Origin of the sequence: Bacillus sp. FSL H8-0547 (assembly GCA_038002745.1) — a bacterium.
Taxonomy (GTDB): Bacteria; Bacillota; Bacilli; order Bacillales; family Bacillaceae; genus Bacillus_P.
Genome location: JBBODD010000001.1, coordinates 4026293 through 4043461 on the forward strand (window position 1 = coordinate 4026293; position 17169 = coordinate 4043461).

The 17169-nt window shown below is 45.0% G+C and carries 14 protein-coding genes; all 14 read right to left on the reverse strand.

Translation table 11 applies throughout. The annotated features are described in order from the left end of the window. Positions 1-38: 38 nt before the first annotated feature. The 14 genes from MHB63_20290 to dpaA all read right to left on the reverse strand — a co-directional run bounded on the left by MHB63_20290 (position 39) and on the right by dpaA (position 17050). On the reverse strand, positions 39-998 hold the full coding sequence (locus tag MHB63_20290; protein ID MEK3808873.1) for an ABC transporter permease: 960 nt from the start codon (positions 996-998) through the stop codon (positions 39-41). Beyond that, positions 999-2045, reverse strand: a complete 1047-nt coding sequence (locus tag MHB63_20295; GenBank protein ID MEK3808874.1) for an ABC transporter permease — start codon at positions 2043-2045, stop codon at positions 999-1001. Further along, positions 2042-3571, reverse strand: coding sequence for an ABC transporter ATP-binding protein (locus MHB63_20300; protein ID MEK3808875.1), 1530 nt, complete (start codon positions 3569-3571; stop codon positions 2042-2044). Before MHB63_20300 ends, MHB63_20295 begins: the two co-directional genes overlap by 4 nt. A 226-nt stretch (positions 3572-3797) precedes the next feature. Further along, positions 3798-4844 carry a BMP family protein gene (locus MHB63_20305; protein ID MEK3808876.1) on the reverse strand — a complete coding sequence of 349 codons (1047 nt, stop codon included), beginning with the start codon at positions 4842-4844 and terminating at the stop codon, positions 3798-3800. A gap of 96 nt (positions 4845-4940) precedes the next feature. Further along, complete coding sequence (locus MHB63_20310) at positions 4941-5666, reverse strand: GntR family transcriptional regulator (GenBank protein MEK3808877.1); 726 nt, start codon at positions 5664-5666, stop codon at positions 4941-4943. Between the two features lie 296 nt (positions 5667-5962). Then, positions 5963-8317: a DNA translocase FtsK gene (locus tag MHB63_20315; GenBank protein MEK3808878.1), complete on the reverse strand. Its 2355-nt coding sequence runs from the start codon at positions 8315-8317 to the stop codon at positions 5963-5965. Positions 8318-8427: 110 nt separating this feature from the next. Beyond that, the gene (locus MHB63_20320) at positions 8428-8655 is read right to left on the reverse strand and encodes a YlzJ-like family protein (protein MEK3808879.1); all 228 of its coding nucleotides are present in this window, start codon (positions 8653-8655) and stop codon (positions 8428-8430) included. Further along, positions 8652-9395 (reverse strand): ClpP family protease, encoded by a 744-nt coding sequence (locus MHB63_20325; GenBank protein ID MEK3808880.1) that lies wholly within the window; start codon positions 9393-9395, stop codon positions 8652-8654. The genes MHB63_20320 and MHB63_20325 overlap by 4 nt, the downstream gene beginning before the upstream one ends. A gap of 933 nt (positions 9396-10328) precedes the next feature. Continuing rightward, on the reverse strand, positions 10329-11993 hold the full coding sequence (locus MHB63_20330; GenBank protein ID MEK3808881.1) for a ribonuclease J: 1665 nt from the start codon (positions 11991-11993) through the stop codon (positions 10329-10331). Positions 11994-12170: 177 nt separating this feature from the next. Next, on the reverse strand, positions 12171-13046 hold the full coding sequence (gene dapA / locus MHB63_20335) for a 4-hydroxy-tetrahydrodipicolinate synthase (GenBank protein ID MEK3808882.1): 876 nt from the start codon (positions 13044-13046) through the stop codon (positions 12171-12173). Positions 13047-13083: 37 nt separating this feature from the next. Continuing rightward, complete coding sequence (gene dapG / locus MHB63_20340) at positions 13084-14298, reverse strand: aspartate kinase (protein ID MEK3808883.1); 1215 nt, start codon at positions 14296-14298, stop codon at positions 13084-13086. A 71-nt stretch (positions 14299-14369) separates the two neighbouring features. Further along, on the reverse strand, positions 14370-15413 hold the full coding sequence (gene asd, locus MHB63_20345) for an aspartate-semialdehyde dehydrogenase (protein MEK3808884.1): 1044 nt from the start codon (positions 15411-15413) through the stop codon (positions 14370-14372). A gap of 138 nt (positions 15414-15551) precedes the next feature. After that, the gene (gene dpaB / locus MHB63_20350; protein MEK3808885.1) at positions 15552-16154 is read right to left on the reverse strand and encodes a dipicolinate synthase subunit B; all 603 of its coding nucleotides are present in this window, start codon (positions 16152-16154) and stop codon (positions 15552-15554) included. Continuing rightward, a complete protein-coding gene (gene dpaA, locus MHB63_20355; GenBank protein MEK3808886.1) occupies positions 16148-17050 on the reverse strand; it encodes a dipicolinic acid synthetase subunit A in 903 nt (300 codons plus the stop codon). Before dpaA ends, dpaB begins: the two co-directional genes overlap by 7 nt. Between the last annotated feature and the right edge of the window lie 119 nt (positions 17051-17169).

The following is a 17169-nucleotide window of genomic DNA, read 5'->3' on the forward strand; positions in this document are numbered from 1 at the left end:
TATTAGATCCGATAGTCAGGGCGCTTGCACTTTTGTTCCTATCTTTTTCCTTTTTCATAAGGTGTTCCAAGTGCTTTTGGTGCATCTGCGCGTCCGATAAATCCTGTTAGCGCAAGAATAGTGAGCACATAAGGTGTGATCAGAAGATACATAGTCGGAATGTCCTCAAGAAGAGGAAGCTGTCCGCCGATAACGCTCAGACCTTGAGCAAGTCCGAAGAAGATGGCCGCTCCCATGGCGCCAAGGGGATGCCACTTTCCGAAGATCAGGGCAGCAAGCGCCATGAAGCCCTGGCCGCTGATTGTCGCGTGGCTGAAATCGCGGGCAATAATGGTTGCGTAAACGGCTCCGCCCACACCTGCGAACGCACCGCTCAGAATGACACCAATATAGCGCATCTTCGTAACGTTAATTCCCATCGTGTCTGCCGCCATCGGATGCTCACCGACAGCACGGAGGCGCAGTCCAAACGGCGTTTTGTACATAACAAACCAAACAGCAAAAGCCGTAAAGATGGCAATATACGTTGTGATATAGCCATTTGAGAAGAAAAGAGGTCCGATAACCGGGATATCACTTAATACTGGGATGTCGATTTTATTGAAGCTTTCTGTAATCCGGTCTGTCTGCCCTTTATCATAAAAAAGCTTTACTAAGAATAGCGCCAGGCCGATAGCAAGGAAGTTTATGGCAACCCCGCTTACTACTTGATCTGCCCGGAATGTGATGGATGCTACTGCATGAAGCACAGACAGCAAAGCACCTGCTGCAAGCGCTGCAAGAATAGAAAGCCACGGTGTTGCATCCCCGAACTGATCGGCAAATGTCAAATTGAATACGATGGCGACAAATGCTCCGATGACCATTAATCCTTCAAGACCGATGTTAACAACGCCTGAACGTTCACTGAACATGCCTCCAAGTGCCGTGAAAATAAGCGGAGCAGCAACAAATAAAGCCGTTGGGATGATGAGTTCTAACACGTGAAGTATGCTCACTTATTTCCCCTCCTTTTTGAAACGCAGCAGTATCCAGCGGATAAAGTAGCTTGAAGCAACGAACAGGATGATCAGAGCGATGACGATCTCAACAAGCTCATATGGAACCCCTGCCTCAGACGGCATATTCAGCGCCCCGACTTTCAGTCCGCCGAAAAGCGCTGCAGCGAAAATGATGCCGATCGCAGTATTTCCTCCAAGAAGCGCAACAGCGATTCCGTCAAATCCTACTCCGGTAAATCCATTTTTCACAGATACATACTGGAACGTCCCAAGGCCTTCCATTGCTCCAGCTATCCCTGCAAATGCTCCGGAAATAACCATGGACAGGATAATGTTTCTGCTGACGTTCATTCCTGCATACTGTGCTGCATTCTGGTTAAAGCCTACAGATCTGAGCTCGTAGCCCTTCGTCGTTTTCTCAAGCAGGAACCACATAACAAGAGCACCGATTAATGCAAGGAATATCCCGTAATGCATTCTTGAATAATCCGTTAGTTCCTGAAAAAGAGGCGAGCTGAGTGAAGCAGACGCGAAGATGGTTTCTGACTTATCCCCTTTATCTGAAAGAACATACTGAATCAAATGGTTCGTTAAATAAAGCGCAATGTAGTTCATCATAATCGTTACAATAACCTCATGCACTTTGAAACGGGCTTTTAAAAGACCCGGAATGAATCCCCAAAGCGCCCCTGCAAGAGCTGCAGCGAGTATCGCAAGCGGCAGATGGATGATCTTCGGCAGCTCAAATGCTACCCCGACCCATACAGCTGCAAACCAGCCAACAATCAGCTGTCCTTCTACTCCGATATTGAAAAGGCCTGTCCTGAAAGCAAAAGCAACAGCAAGACCTGCAAGAATATAAGGAGTCAGCTGGCGGATTGTTTCGCCGATGTAATACGTTTCGCCGAATATACCGTTCCATAAAGCTGCGTATCCTGCAACCGGATCATATCCGGTTATAAGCATAATGACTGCACCGCAAATTAGACCGAGCAAAACCGCAATGGCGGGTACAATGATGTTGAAATAGCGTGTTAAATTCATGTTGTGGCACCTGCTTCCCTGCGGCTGCTTCCTGCCATGAGCAAACCAAGTTCCTGTTCAGTTGTCTCTTTCGGATTCACAATCGCAACGATTTTCCCTTCATAAATAACGGCAATTTTATCACTGACGTTCATAATTTCTTCAAGCTCAAAAGAAAGGAGAAGGACCGCTTTTCCTTTATCCCGCTGCTCAATCAAGCGTCTGTGGATAAATTCAATCGCTCCGACATCAAGTCCCCTCGTCGGCTGTGCAGCGATCAGGAGATCCGGATCTCTGTCAATTTCGCGTCCGATAATCGCCTTTTGCTGATTACCTCCAGAAAGCGAACGGGCAAGCGTTGAACTGCCGGGTGTTCTTACATCAAATTCCTTAATCAGCTTCTCAGCTTTTTCGTAAATTGCCTTGAAATTCAGAACACCTCTTTTAGAGAAAGGCTTTTGATAATACGTTTGCAGCACCATGTTCTCACCGACAGGAAAATCCAGAACAAGTCCGTGTTTATGACGGTCCTGAGGAATGTGTCCCACACCTGACTCAGTAATTTTTCTCGGTTTTTGATTACGGATTTCCTTGCCATTAAGCAGAATGGAGCCTGATTCAGAATTCATTAGCCCGGTGATGGATTCGATCAATTCAGACTGGCCGTTTCCGTCGACTCCGGCAATGCCGACAATTTCCCCTGCTCTGACAGACAGATTCAGAGAGTCAATAACCGTGACATTCCGGCTGTCTTTCACTGTCAGATTTTCTATTTTCAGAACTTCTGCAGCAGGTTTCGGTTCCGTCTTTTCAGTCGTAAAAAGAACTTCGCGGCCGACCATTAGAGATGCAAGCTCGTTCGGGTTTGTCTCACTTACATTGACAGTGCCGATGCCTTCGCCTTTTCTTATGACAGTCACACGGTCACAGACTTCCATAATTTCTTTCAGCTTGTGTGTAATCAGAATGATGGATTTGCCTTCTTTTATCAGCGTTTTCATAATGCTGATCAGTTCTTTGATTTCCTGAGGCGTCAAAACGGCCGTCGGTTCATCAAAAATAAGAATTTCCGCACCCCTGTAAAGCGTTTTCAGAATTTCAACACGCTGCTGCATGCCGACAGAAATATCACTGATTTTAGCAGAAGGGTTAACAGCGAGCCCGTATTTCTCAGAAATGTCTTTCACTTGCTTCTCAGCATCTTTTAAATTAATTTTTCCTGATTGAGTCGGCTCGTTTCCAAGAATAATATTTTCTGTAACAGAAAAATTATTGACAAGCATAAAATGTTGGTGTACCATACCTATTCCCAGATCATTCGCGATATTTGGGTTTGTAATGCTGACTGGTTTGCCTTTTACGCGAATTTCGCCTTTTTCAGGCTGATACAAACCGAACAGTACGTTCATCAATGTAGATTTACCAGCGCCGTTTTCGCCAAGCAGCGCATGGATTTCGCCCTTTTTTACTTGAAGATTAATGTTATCGTTCGCAACGATTCCCGGAAATTCTTTGCGGATTCCGAGCATTTCAATGACATATTCCAACATGATCACTCCTTTTCCCATGAAGCTCATTGATGATTGTGATGATTAATGTCAGGAATTTATGTTTTCTCTCTATTCATTGACTCCTTTTATTGCTTTAGAAAATCACCAACTAAAAATCTATAAATCTCTCATGAAGCTTATAGACTTTTAGTCAGGCGACTTTACAGGCTAATAAAAAGGCTAGAATATGACTAGCCTTTTTATCAGAGTTATAGGTTCCTGCTTATTCGAATGGTACAGTAATTTCACCGTCGATGATTTTTTGCTTGTACTCATCTACTTTAGCAATGACATCTTCAGAAAGGTTGTCCTGTGTCGGAGCAATTCCTACGCCATTTTCTTTCAGGCCGTATTCAATGATTTCTCCGCCTGGGAAGTCTCCGCCTTTAGCTTTTTCAGCAAGGTCTTTAACAGCAACGTCTACGCCTTTAACCATTGATGTAAGTGTTACGTTGAAGCCGTCGCCTTCTCCAAGCTCATGCTGGTCGCGGTCAACACCGATTACCCATACATCTTTATCTGGGCTTTTCGTTTTTAAGTCAACAGCTGCAGTGAAGACGCCGTTTCCTGCTCCGCCTGCTGCATGGTAGATTACGTCAGCGCCCTGGCCGTACATAATTTCAGCAACCTGCTGTCCTTTTGCCGCATCGCTGAATGTTCCTGCGTACTGTACAATGACTTCTGCATCAGGATTTGCTGCTTTTACGCCTTCAACAAAACCAACTTCAAACTTCTTGATCAGTGAGCCTTCCATTCCGCCGACAAATCCGACTTTGTTTGATTTTGTTGAAAGTCCGGCAGCTACACCTACAAGGTATGAGCCTTCATGCTCTTTGAATGTGATGCTTGCTACGTTTGGCTTGTCCACTACACTGTCAACGATTGCAAATTTAGCGTCTTTTTGCTGATCGGCAATGACAGTAATCGCATCAGTCATCAAATATCCGATTCCGTAAACAAGATCAAATTTTTGTCTGACAAGCTTGTTTAAGTTCGTTTCATAATCTGCGTCACTCTGAGACTGTGCATAGTCAAATCCGCCTTGTCCCTTTTTAAGCCCGTTATCCTCACCGTATGACTGGATGCCTTCCCATGCCGACTGGTTGAATGACTTATCATCAACACCGCCTGTATCCGTTACCATCGCAACCGAGAAACCTTCTTTTTTGTCTTCACCTGCATTGTTTTTTTCTCCAGATGATCCGCATGCACTTAGAAGAGTACCTGCAGCAAGGACAAGCGACATTGTTAAACCAAAGCGTTTTTTCACGTTTTCTTCCCCCTATTATTCATTTAAAATCATTTGCTATAAGAACTTTGAAACACCTTCGACCTTGGAACCACCTCCTTATAGCTGCAAACGTTTTTACAAGCGCTTTCTTACAACGTGAAAGCTGAATTGGTCTGCGCGGAAATAATTAAGTGAATACAGCACGGGCTGATCGTTTTCATCGAAATGCATTTGTTTCAGGCAAAGCAGCGCGGTTTCAGGATCACATTCCAGAATTGGGGAAATCTTTTCGTGGTAACCGATTGGTTCAATGTGTGTGACCGCATAAGAAATGTAGCGTCCTGCTTCTTCATCAAGCAGTTCAAACAATGATTCCTGTTCATGGATAAAAGATGCCGGAAGAATATGCCTCGGAATTTTATCCAGACAATAAACGACCGGTTTTCCATTTGCTGTTCTGACCCGCTCAAGAAGAAAAATGTCATCGCTTGCACGGGATTTAAACCGCTTAACATCCTCTTCTGTCGGACTGTTGACTTGTGAGGAAAGAAAAATGGTGCCAGGCAGCATATTGGCCTGTTCAATCATTTGAGTCACACTGTTCAATTGTTCGATGCCTGAAGTAAAGAGAGGTTTGGAGTTTATGAACGTCCCTACACCATGGCGGCGGATGATGACGTTTTCTTCTTCGAGTATGCGGAGCGCTTCTCTGAGGGTCGCGCGGCTTACTCCAAGCTTTTTGGAAAGCTCAAATTCAGAAGGAAGCTTTTCTTTTTCTACGTATGTTCCATTTTCAATATCTTCTTTAATTCGATCTATGACCTGCAAATATAAATGACGGTTATCTGTTTTAATAGTCATACTTAGCCTCCGTCCAATCGTTCCAATTAAGAGATCAGACATCTGATGTTATACCCTTTCTCTAATCGAAAATAATATACCATGTATTTTAAAATAAATAAATAGAAAATTAATAAATTTGTCGAAAAAGAGATAGCACTTTCTCACTAGCTGTATGTCATTTATAGAGAAATGCTCACAAAAAAGATTCGCTATTTTCTATTCGTTATTTCCTATTTTAGATTGGATTGCCGTTTGCCGTTTCTCTTTGATATCAAAAAGAGCCAAAAAAAAGAAAGGCATTGGCTGCCTTTCTTTTATGAACTCACTTCGTCATAATGGTCTTTTGAAATGAGGACCTCTCTCGGCTTGCTGCCCTCGTATGGTCCGACAACGCCTCTGTCTTCCATTGCATCAATCAGTCTTGCCGCTCTGGTGTAGCCGACACGGAACCGTCTTTGCAGCATGGATACAGAAGCCGTCTGCATTTCAAGAACGAGCTGAACAGCATCATCATACAAATCATCATTCACTTCTTCTTTTACTTCCGCTGTTTCAGACGGCATCATTTCTTCCTGGTATTGCGCTCTCTGCTGGGAAATCACGTACGAAACGACTTTTTCCACTTCTTCATCGGACAGAAAAGCTCCCTGTACCCTTACAGGCTTGGATGCACCAACCGGAAGGAAAAGCATGTCCCCCCTGCCGAGAAGCTTTTCAGCGCCTCCCATGTCGAGTATTGTGCGTGAATCAGTCTGAGAAGACACGCTGAAGGCAATCCTTGATGGAATGTTTGCTTTAATGACACCGGTGATGACATCCACTGACGGCCGCTGGGTGGCGATAATCAGGTGAATGCCTGCAGCACGCGCCATTTGCGACAGTCGGGTAATGCTGTCCTCCACATCAGACGATGCAACCATCATCAAATCCGCAAGCTCGTCAACGATGACGACAATATACGGGAATTCCGGATTCTTCGTTCCCTCTTCAAGGTTTGACCTGCGAATAAATTCGTTGTATCCTTCAATGTTTCTCGTGCCTGTATGAGAGAACAGTTCATATCTTCTCTCCATTTCGTTTACAACCTTTTTCAGTGCCTGTGATGCCTTTTTCGGGTCTGTCACAACAGGTGCGAGCAAATGGGGAATGCCATTGTAAACGTTAAGCTCGACCATCTTTGGATCGATCATCATCATTTTTACTTCATGCGGTTTTGCTCTCATCAGAATGCTTGTAATGATGCCATTTATGCAGACACTCTTTCCGCTTCCGGTTGATCCGGCAACGAGCAAATGAGGCATTTTATTCATTTCAGCAAGAACAGCATCTCCTGAAATATCGCGGCCAAGACCCATAAGAAGCTTGGCATCCGGGCGGTCATTCGCTTTTGATTCAAGCACCTCCCGCAGGGATACCATGGCGATTTCAGAATTGGGCACCTCTATCCCGATGGCTGATTTGCCTGGAATCGGCGCCTCTATCCGGATATCTTTCGCTGCAAGCGCCAAAGCAAGATCATCACTTAGGTTCACAATTTTGCTTACCTTTACGCCAACATCAGGATAGACTTCGTACTTGGTTACTGCCGGTCCAAGATGAACCTGTGTTACTTTAGCTTTGACACCGAAGCTTTGAAAGGTTTTTTCCAGCTTACGCGCATTTTCATAGATGTTTTTCTTATCGGTTTGCTGGCTGTTCACCTTCGGCTGTGAAAGCAGGTCAAGTGAAGGAAGGACATACGATTTATTCTCTACCTCTGTAAAGGTAATGGGAGGTCCCGGCAATTCTTCTGAAGAATCTGCATCTGACTTCTTTTTAGGTGTTCTCGTCTGTTCAGGCTTCGCTTCCTCCTGAAAATCTACAGCCGGCTCAGGCTCGCGTTCATCTTTATCTGCGAAACTTGAGATGATGGGTTCTACATGTACAATGTCTGCTTCTTCTTCCTCAGCATCGTCTTCTTCCTCATGCCTGCGCTGTTTTTTGACTTTCTTCGGTTTTGCTTCTTCGTGCTGTCTTGCATTTTTTATTGATTGAGGAAGATTCTTCATGTCCTCCATAAAAGCAATGGCCTGATTTTTCATAAATCGGAAAAATGGCACGGCTAATTTTCCGAGTGTAGTTCCAAGCGATCTTCCTGTGATCAGAACAATTCCGACAAGAATCAGTATGAACGAAATAATTTTTGAACCTGCTGCCGCAAATAAATAAAAGGAAGCTGCAAAAAGGATGGCTCCAATCATGCCCCCTCCAAGGTCCGGCGTTCTGATTTGTCCGTTTACTTCCATGAAAAACAGTTCCCATGTGTTTGTTATGACACTTGGAGAAGTAAGTGCTCCCTTTTTGGTGAGCATTTGAAACAGTGTTACATGACTGAGCAGCAAAATGGCTGCAAGCAGACAGTAAAGTCCGACCATCTGTCTTGAAACCAAATGCGGCCACCTTCTGTTCCACATGATAAAGCCCGCCAGGATCAGCATGCCGATTAGAGCGGCCATAAACCACTCGCCAATAAAAAACCTGAACACGTAAACCACCGTCTTGCCTACGAATCCAAGGCTTGATATCGCAATCAGCGCGATCGCAAGGATTCCAAGGCCAATCAGCTCAAATTTCAGTGTTTCGCGCCAGTTGTCATTCTTTTTCTTTTGTCTTCTTTTTTGTTTGGCCATTTCATTATCACCTGTGCAGAAAATTTGCTGAGGGCATTCGCCCTCTTGCAAACAAAGAAAGCAGCCAACTGAGGGCTGCGGACATGTTTGTGTAGCTTAAGTATAGCATATTATGGAGAAAACGAGAATGACATCGTAATTTTTTGTCCCGGCGAGTACTGTTCATTTAAATAGTCTTCTGGATTGGTGCTGAGGATACGGACAACTTCATATTCATTTCCTTCTGTCTGTCTCACCTGCATTTGCACCCCGTTGCATTCAACAAAAGAAAATGCGCTGTACTCTTTTGCCTCTGCCGGGAAAATAAGTTCCTCCGGCATAGAAGTGTATAGAATCATTGCAGCATCTTCTCCTCTTCAGTGCCTTTATCCTTCCCTATCAGTTCATTCAGCTTCATGATCGCCTGGCCGACTCCGCCCACTCCGTCAATCAGCCCGTACTGAACCGCGTCGTTTCCGACTACATTTGTTCCGATGTCACGGGTTAAATTTCCTTTAGAAAACATCAGCTCTTTGAATTTCTCTTCAGAGATATTCGAGTGCTTTGTCACAAAATTCACGACCCTGTCCTGCATTTTATCAAGGTACTCAAACGTCTGCGGGACACCGATGACAAGGCCTGTCAGCCTCACGGGATGGATGGTCATCGTTGCAGTTTCGGCAATAAAAGAATAATCGCAGGAAACGGCAATCGGCACGCCGATGGAATGGCCTCCTCCAAGGACAATGGATACAGTCGGTTTTGATAGGGAAGCAAGCATCTCAGCGATTGCGAGGCCGGCTTCAACATCCCCTCCAACGGTATTCAGCACAATCAGGAGTCCTTCAATTTTAGGGTTTTGCTCGATTGCGACGATTTGCGGAATAACGTGTTCATATTTCGTTGTTTTGTTTTGCGGCGGCAGCTGGATGTGGCCTTCAATCTGTCCGATAATGGTCAGGCAGTGTATTCGTGAATCCTGTGAGAGCTGAGGAACGTTTGTTGATCCGAGCTGCTGGATTTTTTCGACAAGGCTTGGTTCTTTTCCGTCCTGTTTATCCGGATTCTGTTCGGAATTTTCCTGTATGTAGCGGTTCATCTGCATTCTTCCTTCCTGGTATGAATGCTTTTATTATGAGCAGGAAGAGGGAAAAACATTCTTCTGTTAAGCGGAAGCGGCGTTATGCTTGTTTAAAGTTTTCCCATATGAAAGTTGATTTACCGTTAATACCCGTTCCCTTTCGCTCCAGGAACTTGCTTTCCGCGGGGAGGGATGGGAGCCTCCTCGGCCAGCCTGCGGGGTCTCCCATTCCCTCTTCATCCCGTAGAAAAGCGGAAGCGCCCGTTTTGCTCCGGCAGTCAGATAAGAAATCACCCGAAAAGTCCGGTTTTGACTTTTTGGGGGATTTTGTTCTGACAGAGGAGTTGGGCGCTGCAGCTGGACAAGGAGTCAAGTTCCATCCGCTGCAGTCCACTGGAGTTTTTCTCAGGTTGGAGGCACTAATCATGATGAACAGTACCATCAAACAGAAGGATTCTCAGGTTGGGGGCTCTTATCAGGAAGAACAGTTCCATCAAACAGAAGAATCATCAGGTTGAGGGTACTGATCAGGAAGATCAGAACCCTCAAACAGAAGAATCATCAGGTTGAGGGCACTTATCGGGAAGATAAGTACCCTCAAACAGAAGAATCATCAGGTTGATGGCACTTATCGGGAAGATAAGTACCCTCAAACAGAAGAATCATCAAGTTGGGGGCACTTATCGGGAAGATCAGAACCATCAAACAGTATAATCACCAGATTGAAGGCACTTATCAGGAGAATAGTTCCATCAACTAGAAGAAAGAGGCACTAATGGGAACGTCCCTGCAAATGAAGATCCACCTGGGAAGTTGCATCACAAATAGGTCGATGCCTGATAAAAAGCATTAAATAACCGAATATTTACAGATAAAACAGTCTTTAACACAGAAAAAATCCGAACTAGTTATACCCAGTTCGGATTATTAGATGGCTCAAATATACTTTTATTAAACTTCCATAATAATCGGGAGAATCATCGGTCTGCGCTTTGTCTGTTCGAAGAGGAAGCGGTTCAGTGATTCGCGGATATTAAGCTTGAGGGCTGACCATTCGATGCCTGTGCCCTGCATGCTTTTTTCAACGATTTCCGTTACCATGCCCGATGCTTTTTGGATCAGCTCTTCTGACTCTCTTACGTAGACGAAGCCTCTTGAGATGATCTCCGGTCCTGATATCATCGTTTTTTTGCTTCTGTCCAATGTAACGACGACGATCAGGATGCCGTCCTGTGAAAGAAGTCTCCGGTCTCTGAGAACGATGTTTCCAATGTCTCCGACTCCAAGGCCGTCAATCAGAACGTTTCCTGCAGGAACCTTCGAAACAGATTTCGCTTTATGTTCGCTGAATTCTACTACATCGCCTTTTTCAACAAGAAAGATGTTATCCTCGTCAATTCCTGCAGATACGGCAAGCTTCGCATGAGCTTTCTGCATTTTAAACTCGCCATTGACAGGCATGAAGTACTTCGGCTTCATGATGTTCAGCATAAGTTTCAGCTCTTCCTGGCTTCCATGTCCTGATACATGAATCTGTTTTTGGCCAAATACTACGCTTGCTCCTGCGCGGTACAGCAAATCGACTGTCTTTGAAAAATGGAGCTCATTTCCCGGTACTGGAGTTGCAGAAATAATAACTGTATCTTCTGCTTCAATTTTTAATTGTTTATGGGCGCCTTTTGCCATGCGGTTAAGAACTGTTAACGGTTCTCCCTGATGACCTGTAGTAAGGACGGCAACCTCATGCTTAGGATAGGTATCGATCTCTTGGACGGGTATGATGATATTCTCACTTTCGGTGATGTATCCTAATTTTTCTGCCATTTCATAAACATTTTTAATTGAGTTTCCAAGCAGGACAAGCTTTCTGTTATTTTCAGCGGCTGCGTGAATGACCTGAACGATCCGGTTGATATTTGATGCGTATATGGCAACAATCGTTCTGCCTTTTGCGCTGTACATCGCGTCCGATATCTCTTGTCCGACACCTGTTTCAGAGGCTGTGAACCCGGGTCTTTCTGCATTTGTGCTGTCTGAAAGAAGACAAAGAACGCCTTCTTCGCCGATCATAGCCATTTTCCCTAAATCAGAGCGTGCATTCAAAACAGGAGTTGTATCAAATTTAAAATCACCTGTGTGCACGATCGCTCCAAGTGAAGTATGGAAGCAGACACCGACAGAGTCAGGTATACTGTGTATGGTTCTGAAGAAAGAAACCTTGACTCCTTCAAAATCCAGAACAGTTGATGAATCAACTTCGACATATTCTGCTTTTTGCTTAGGGTTAAGTTCTTTTACTTTCTGGGAAACCAGTGCAAGAGTCAGTTTCGTTCCGTAAACCGGTATGGACAAATGTCTGAGAACATAGAAAACTCCGCCAATATTCTCGTCGTGACCGTGGGTTAAAAAGATGCCCTTTACCCGATCTGCATTTTCCCGCAAGTATGTAATGTCAGGAATGACCATATCAATCCCCAGCATCCCGGCTTCTGGATACATCAATCCAGCGTCGACGATGAAGATGTTATGATCGATTTCAATGACATACAAGTTCTTGCCTATTTCTCCAACTCCGCCTAGGGCAATGATCTTGATGGTTTCTGTCTGTTTATTCAATTGGTAATCCTCCCTGAACCCGTCCAATACAACTAATGCCTATTATAACTGAAGAAAGAATTGGAATACAAGGAAATAATCTGACGCGCAGACGAAATCTTCATGATTAAAGCAGCAGACTCTGCGAAAAGAACCAAAAAAGATCGAGTCCTGGTTACAGACTCGATCTTATCATGCTTATTTTATTTTAGACAGGACGGCAATAAGTTCGTTTCTTTCACTTTCAGTGAGCGCCAAAAGCGGTAGTCTGACGGGTCCGACGTCAAGGCCTCTGAGCTGAAGAGCCGTTTTCACAGGTGCAGGGCTTGGCGCTTTAAACAGCTGCTGCATAACCGGCAGCAGTTTTCTGTGAATAGCACCTGAACGCACTGTTTCACCGCTTCTGAATGCGGAGATCATCTCCTGCATTTCATTTCCGATGATATGAGATGCTACAGAGACTACCCCACTGCCTCCAATTGCAAGTGCTGGAAGAGTTAATCCGTCATCTCCTGAATAAACAGCAAAATCATCAGGCGTTGATGAAATGATTTCTGCCATCGCTTCAAGGTCGCCGCTAGCTTCTTTTACAGCAACGACATTTGGAAGTTCAGCAAGTCTTGCAATCACAGCAGGAGAAATACTGACAACCGTTCTTCCGGGAACGTTGTAGATCATAACAGGAAGTTTTGTGGATGATGCAATCGTTTTGAAATGCTGATACATGCCTTCCTGGCTTGGTTTATTATAATATGGCGCGACAAGCATGATGGCATCGGCGCCTGCTGCTTCCGCTTTTTTTGTCAGATCAATGGAGTCCTTGGTGTTATTGCTTCCTGTACCCGCAATAATAGGAATTCTGCCCCCTGCAGCCTGAACGACATGCTTCAGCAGTGCGATTTTTTCCTCAGATGTAAGAGTAGGAGATTCTCCTGTCGTTCCTGCCACAACAAGTGAATCTGACCCATTATTGATCAGGTAATCAACAAGCTGGGTAGTCTTCTGAAAATCAATGTTGCCGTTTTTGTCAAATGGTGTTGCCATGGCTGTTGAAATACTGCCAAAGTCAATCATTGTGCCACTCCTCTTCTTCTTTCTAAGTTTCTGTCTTTTATTCAGACAGATCAAATGCGCTATGCAGAGCATTCACGGCGCTGATCATATCTTCCTCTTTTACTAATACCCAAATCGTTGTATGACTATCTGCCGACTGGAGAATTTGAATGCCTTCTTCCGACAGGGCCGTCACAATTTTCGCTGTCACTCCGGGTACTCCTGCGATGCCGGCGCCAACTGTGGAAACTTTGGCACAGTGGCGTTTAACAGCAGGGTCATATCCCATGCTTTTCAGTATTCTTACTGCTTCATCCGTTACTTCTTCAGAAACCGTATAAATAACTGCGCTTGGTGTGATGTTGAAGAAGTCGACGCTGATGCCGGCGCGCGCCATTGCTTTGAATACTTCTGTCTGCACCTCGTACTGTCCCTCTTTTGCCGTAACGTTCAGCTGCGTCACATTCGGAACGTGGGCAATGCCGGTAATCAGCCGTTCCTGCAGGTCGCTGCCGAGCTTTTCAGAATGATGGGAGGTCACGAGTGTCCCCGGACCGGATGAGTACGTGGAGCGGATTCTGATGGGAACCTTCGCCTGCATGGCAATTTCCACCGCTCTTGGATGGATGACCTTAGCACCCTGATAAGCAAGATTGCAGATTTCCGTATACGTGACCGTGGTCAGCGGCTTTGCGGATTCTACAATTCTTGGATCAGCCGTCATAACCCCTTCTACATCTGTAAAAATATCGATGAATTCTGCATCCAGAGCTGCTCCAAGTGCAGCTGCGGATGTGTCGCTTCCGCCTCTGCCGATTGTTGTGATGTCACCGGATTTTGCCGCTCCCTGAAAACCTGCGACGACAACCACATCGTGACGGTCAAGCTCTCTTCTCAGGCGTTCGCATTTCATGTCGAGAATTTTTGCATTTGTAAAGTCTTCATTTGTTAAAAAGCCGGCCTGCGCCCCGCTTAAAGCGGCAGCTGCAATGCCTTCTGACTTCAGCATGCTCGTGAATACCACGGAAGATATCGTTTCCCCGCATGACAGGAGCATATCCTGTTCGCGCTTTGAAATCGATGCACTGCCTCCGTAAAGCAGATTTAAAAGGGAATCTGTTGCATACGGATCACCGTTTCTGCCCATTGCCGAGACGACAACGACCACTTTATACTGCTCCTTTAACGCTTCTCTTATATGATTCAAAGCCATTTTCCGGCCGTGATCGTCTTTTACTGACGTCCCGCCGAATTTTTGTACGATCAATTTCATCCTAACACCCCGACTCTATACGTAAGAGAAGAGAGCAGGCATTATGTACCCTTGCTCTCTCCTGAACCTTCTTATACTAACTTCAGCTGAACAAGGCTTTCTGCAATTTGCACAGAATTCCATGCAGCGCCTTTTAAAAGATTATCAGACACAATCCATAAATGGAAGCCGTTTGCACGGTCCGGATCTTTTCGGATACGCCCTACAAACACATCATTTTTGCCGACACAATCAGCAGGCATCGGATACAGCTGTGCACTTGGGTCATCCTGAAGCGTTACTCCAGGAGCTTCTTTTAAAAGCTCGCGGATTTCAGACACTCCAACATTATCAGAATCAAGTTCAATATAGACAGATTCAGAGTGTCCGGTTTCAACCGGAATCCTTACGCATGTTGCGGCAATTTCAAGCTCCGGCATATGCATAATTTTTTTTGTTTCGTTCATCATTTTCATTTCTTCGAACGTAAATCCGTTGTCTTCGAATTTATCAATTTGCGGAATCGCATTAAACGCAATTTGAAAATGTTTTTTATCGCCTTTAACAGGAAGGATTTCCGGTGTGAAATCTTTTCCGGAAAGAATCGCCTCTGACTGTGTTTTCAGCTCTTCAATCGCAGCAGCGCCTGATCCTGAAACTGCCTGGTAAGTGGATACGATTACTTTGTTTAATCCGTGAGCTTTTCTCAGCGGCTCAAGCGCAGCAACCATTTGAATCGTTGAGCAGTTCGGATTAGCGATAATGCCTTTATGCGATTTTAAGTCTTCTTCGTTTACTTCAGGCACAACAAGAGGAACGTCCTGAGCCATGCGGAATGCGCTCGTATTGTCCACAACGATTGCACCATGCTTCACAGCTTCAGGAGCAAAGATTTTGGAAATGCTTCCGCCAGCGCTGAAAAGAGCAATTTGAACTCCTTTAAACTTTTCGGGAGATGCAGCCTGAACAATATGTTCTTCTCCTCTAAAGAGGACTTTTTTGCCTGCAGACCGTTCTGACGACAGCAGCGTCAGCTTTGATACCGGAAAGTTCCGTTCTTCAAGCGTTTTTAGCATTTGCTGGCCTACAGCGCCTGTTGCACCGAGGACAGCAACGTGATAACCATTTGTACTCATCAATCATAGCCCCTTCCGCGAATATCCGGCGGTTTCCGGAATAACTTCATATCATATTGTGTATTAGTTTATCATAGACCAGGTGTATGCATTATACAACCATGATTTTTCTTGCCTTCTATTCTAGCAGGAAGAGGCTTATTCGTCATCCCGGAATTTTTCAATAATGACCGGCTGAAACTGTGTATGCTCAAGTGCTGCCTCTACTGTTTCCAAAAGCAGATCCATTTTAGCAACAAGCGAGTTAGGCTTTTGAAATGGTGCATCCTGGCCGAACGGTATAAAAAAAATATTTTTGGCAGCCATCAGCTTCATTAAATTTGCACCGTTCAGTCCAAGACCGTCATTTGTTGAAATGCCGAGAACAACCGGTTTATGATTTCTGAGAGTTGCTTTTGCCGCCATAAGGACAGGAGATTCTGTCATTGCATTTGCGAGTTTGCTCATGGAATTGCCTGTCATCGGCGCGACAACCATGCAGTCCAGAGGAATCTTCGGGCCAAGTGGCTCAGCTCCTAAAATGGAATCAATGGCTTTGTGGCCTGTAAGCTCCTCGATTTTTTTAATCCACTCGGCTCCCTCGCCAAATCTTGTATTTGTCATTTTTACCGTGTTAGTAACGACCGGCATCACATCCGCCCCCTCGTCAATCAGCCGTTTTATCTGCGGAAAAACAGCGTCATAGGTACAGTGTGAACCAGTCAGGCCGAATCCGATCCGTTTGCCTTGTACTTTCATGATGATGGCCCCTTTCGTTTAGAAAACTCCTCTAAAAGCAATGATGCGAGGACGTTCGCAACAATCTGACCGGCTGTTTTTGGGGCGACAATCCCCGGAAGTCCCGGTGCAAGCAGTGCTTTAATGCCTCTTTTCTCAGCATATTTAAAATCCGTGCCGCCCGGCTTTGAAGCAAGGTCGATGATCAGTGTGTGAGGAGGCATCTTTGAAATTACTTTTGCCGTCACGATCTGATGGGGAATCGTATTGATGCAAATATCGGCATCTGTTACTTCCTTCTCCAGATCTTCAAGCTTAAAGGACTGCAGCCCCATTTCAATAATTCGTGCAATGTGCGATGATTTTCTGGCTCCGACTTTTACTTTAGCCCCCAAAGCTGAAAATGTCCGTGCTACACTCATGCCTACGCGTCCGAGTCCGAGAACGGCTATTTTCGAACCGTGAATGGTAAAATCCGTGTGCTGTATGGCCATCATGATGGTTCCTTCTACGGTAGGAATGGAATTATAAATGGCCACATCATCCCGTTCAAACAGCTGAACCAGCTCTCTTTTCGTATCCTGAATTATTCCGTTTAAGTATGAATTGCTGATGCCGGAATAAATGACGCAGTGCGGAGGCGTCCTTGCAATAAGCTCCTCCGTCAGCACGACTTCTTCATTAGAGAAAATGGTATCGACATGGCCTTCAAGGTTTGTTCCGGGAACAGGCAAAATGATCACATCTATTTCTTCAAACCGCAGTTCGGCAAGCTTAAGCTTTGCGGCACCGGTAAAGCCATGGTCCAGCTGATCAAAACCGATTAAAAACAGTTTTGCATCCAGTTCTGTAAGCTTTCTGATCACCTCAAGCTGCCGGGCATCTCCCCCAATGACTGCTATATTAAGTCCTGTTAACATACGACCCTTTCACCTACTTTTTCGCGATGTCTATATTCAAATAAATAAACTCATAGTGAACTTACTTAAGCATCTTATGTCAAAACGCCATGCAGGGTGATAGTCTTAGGAGCATTAAT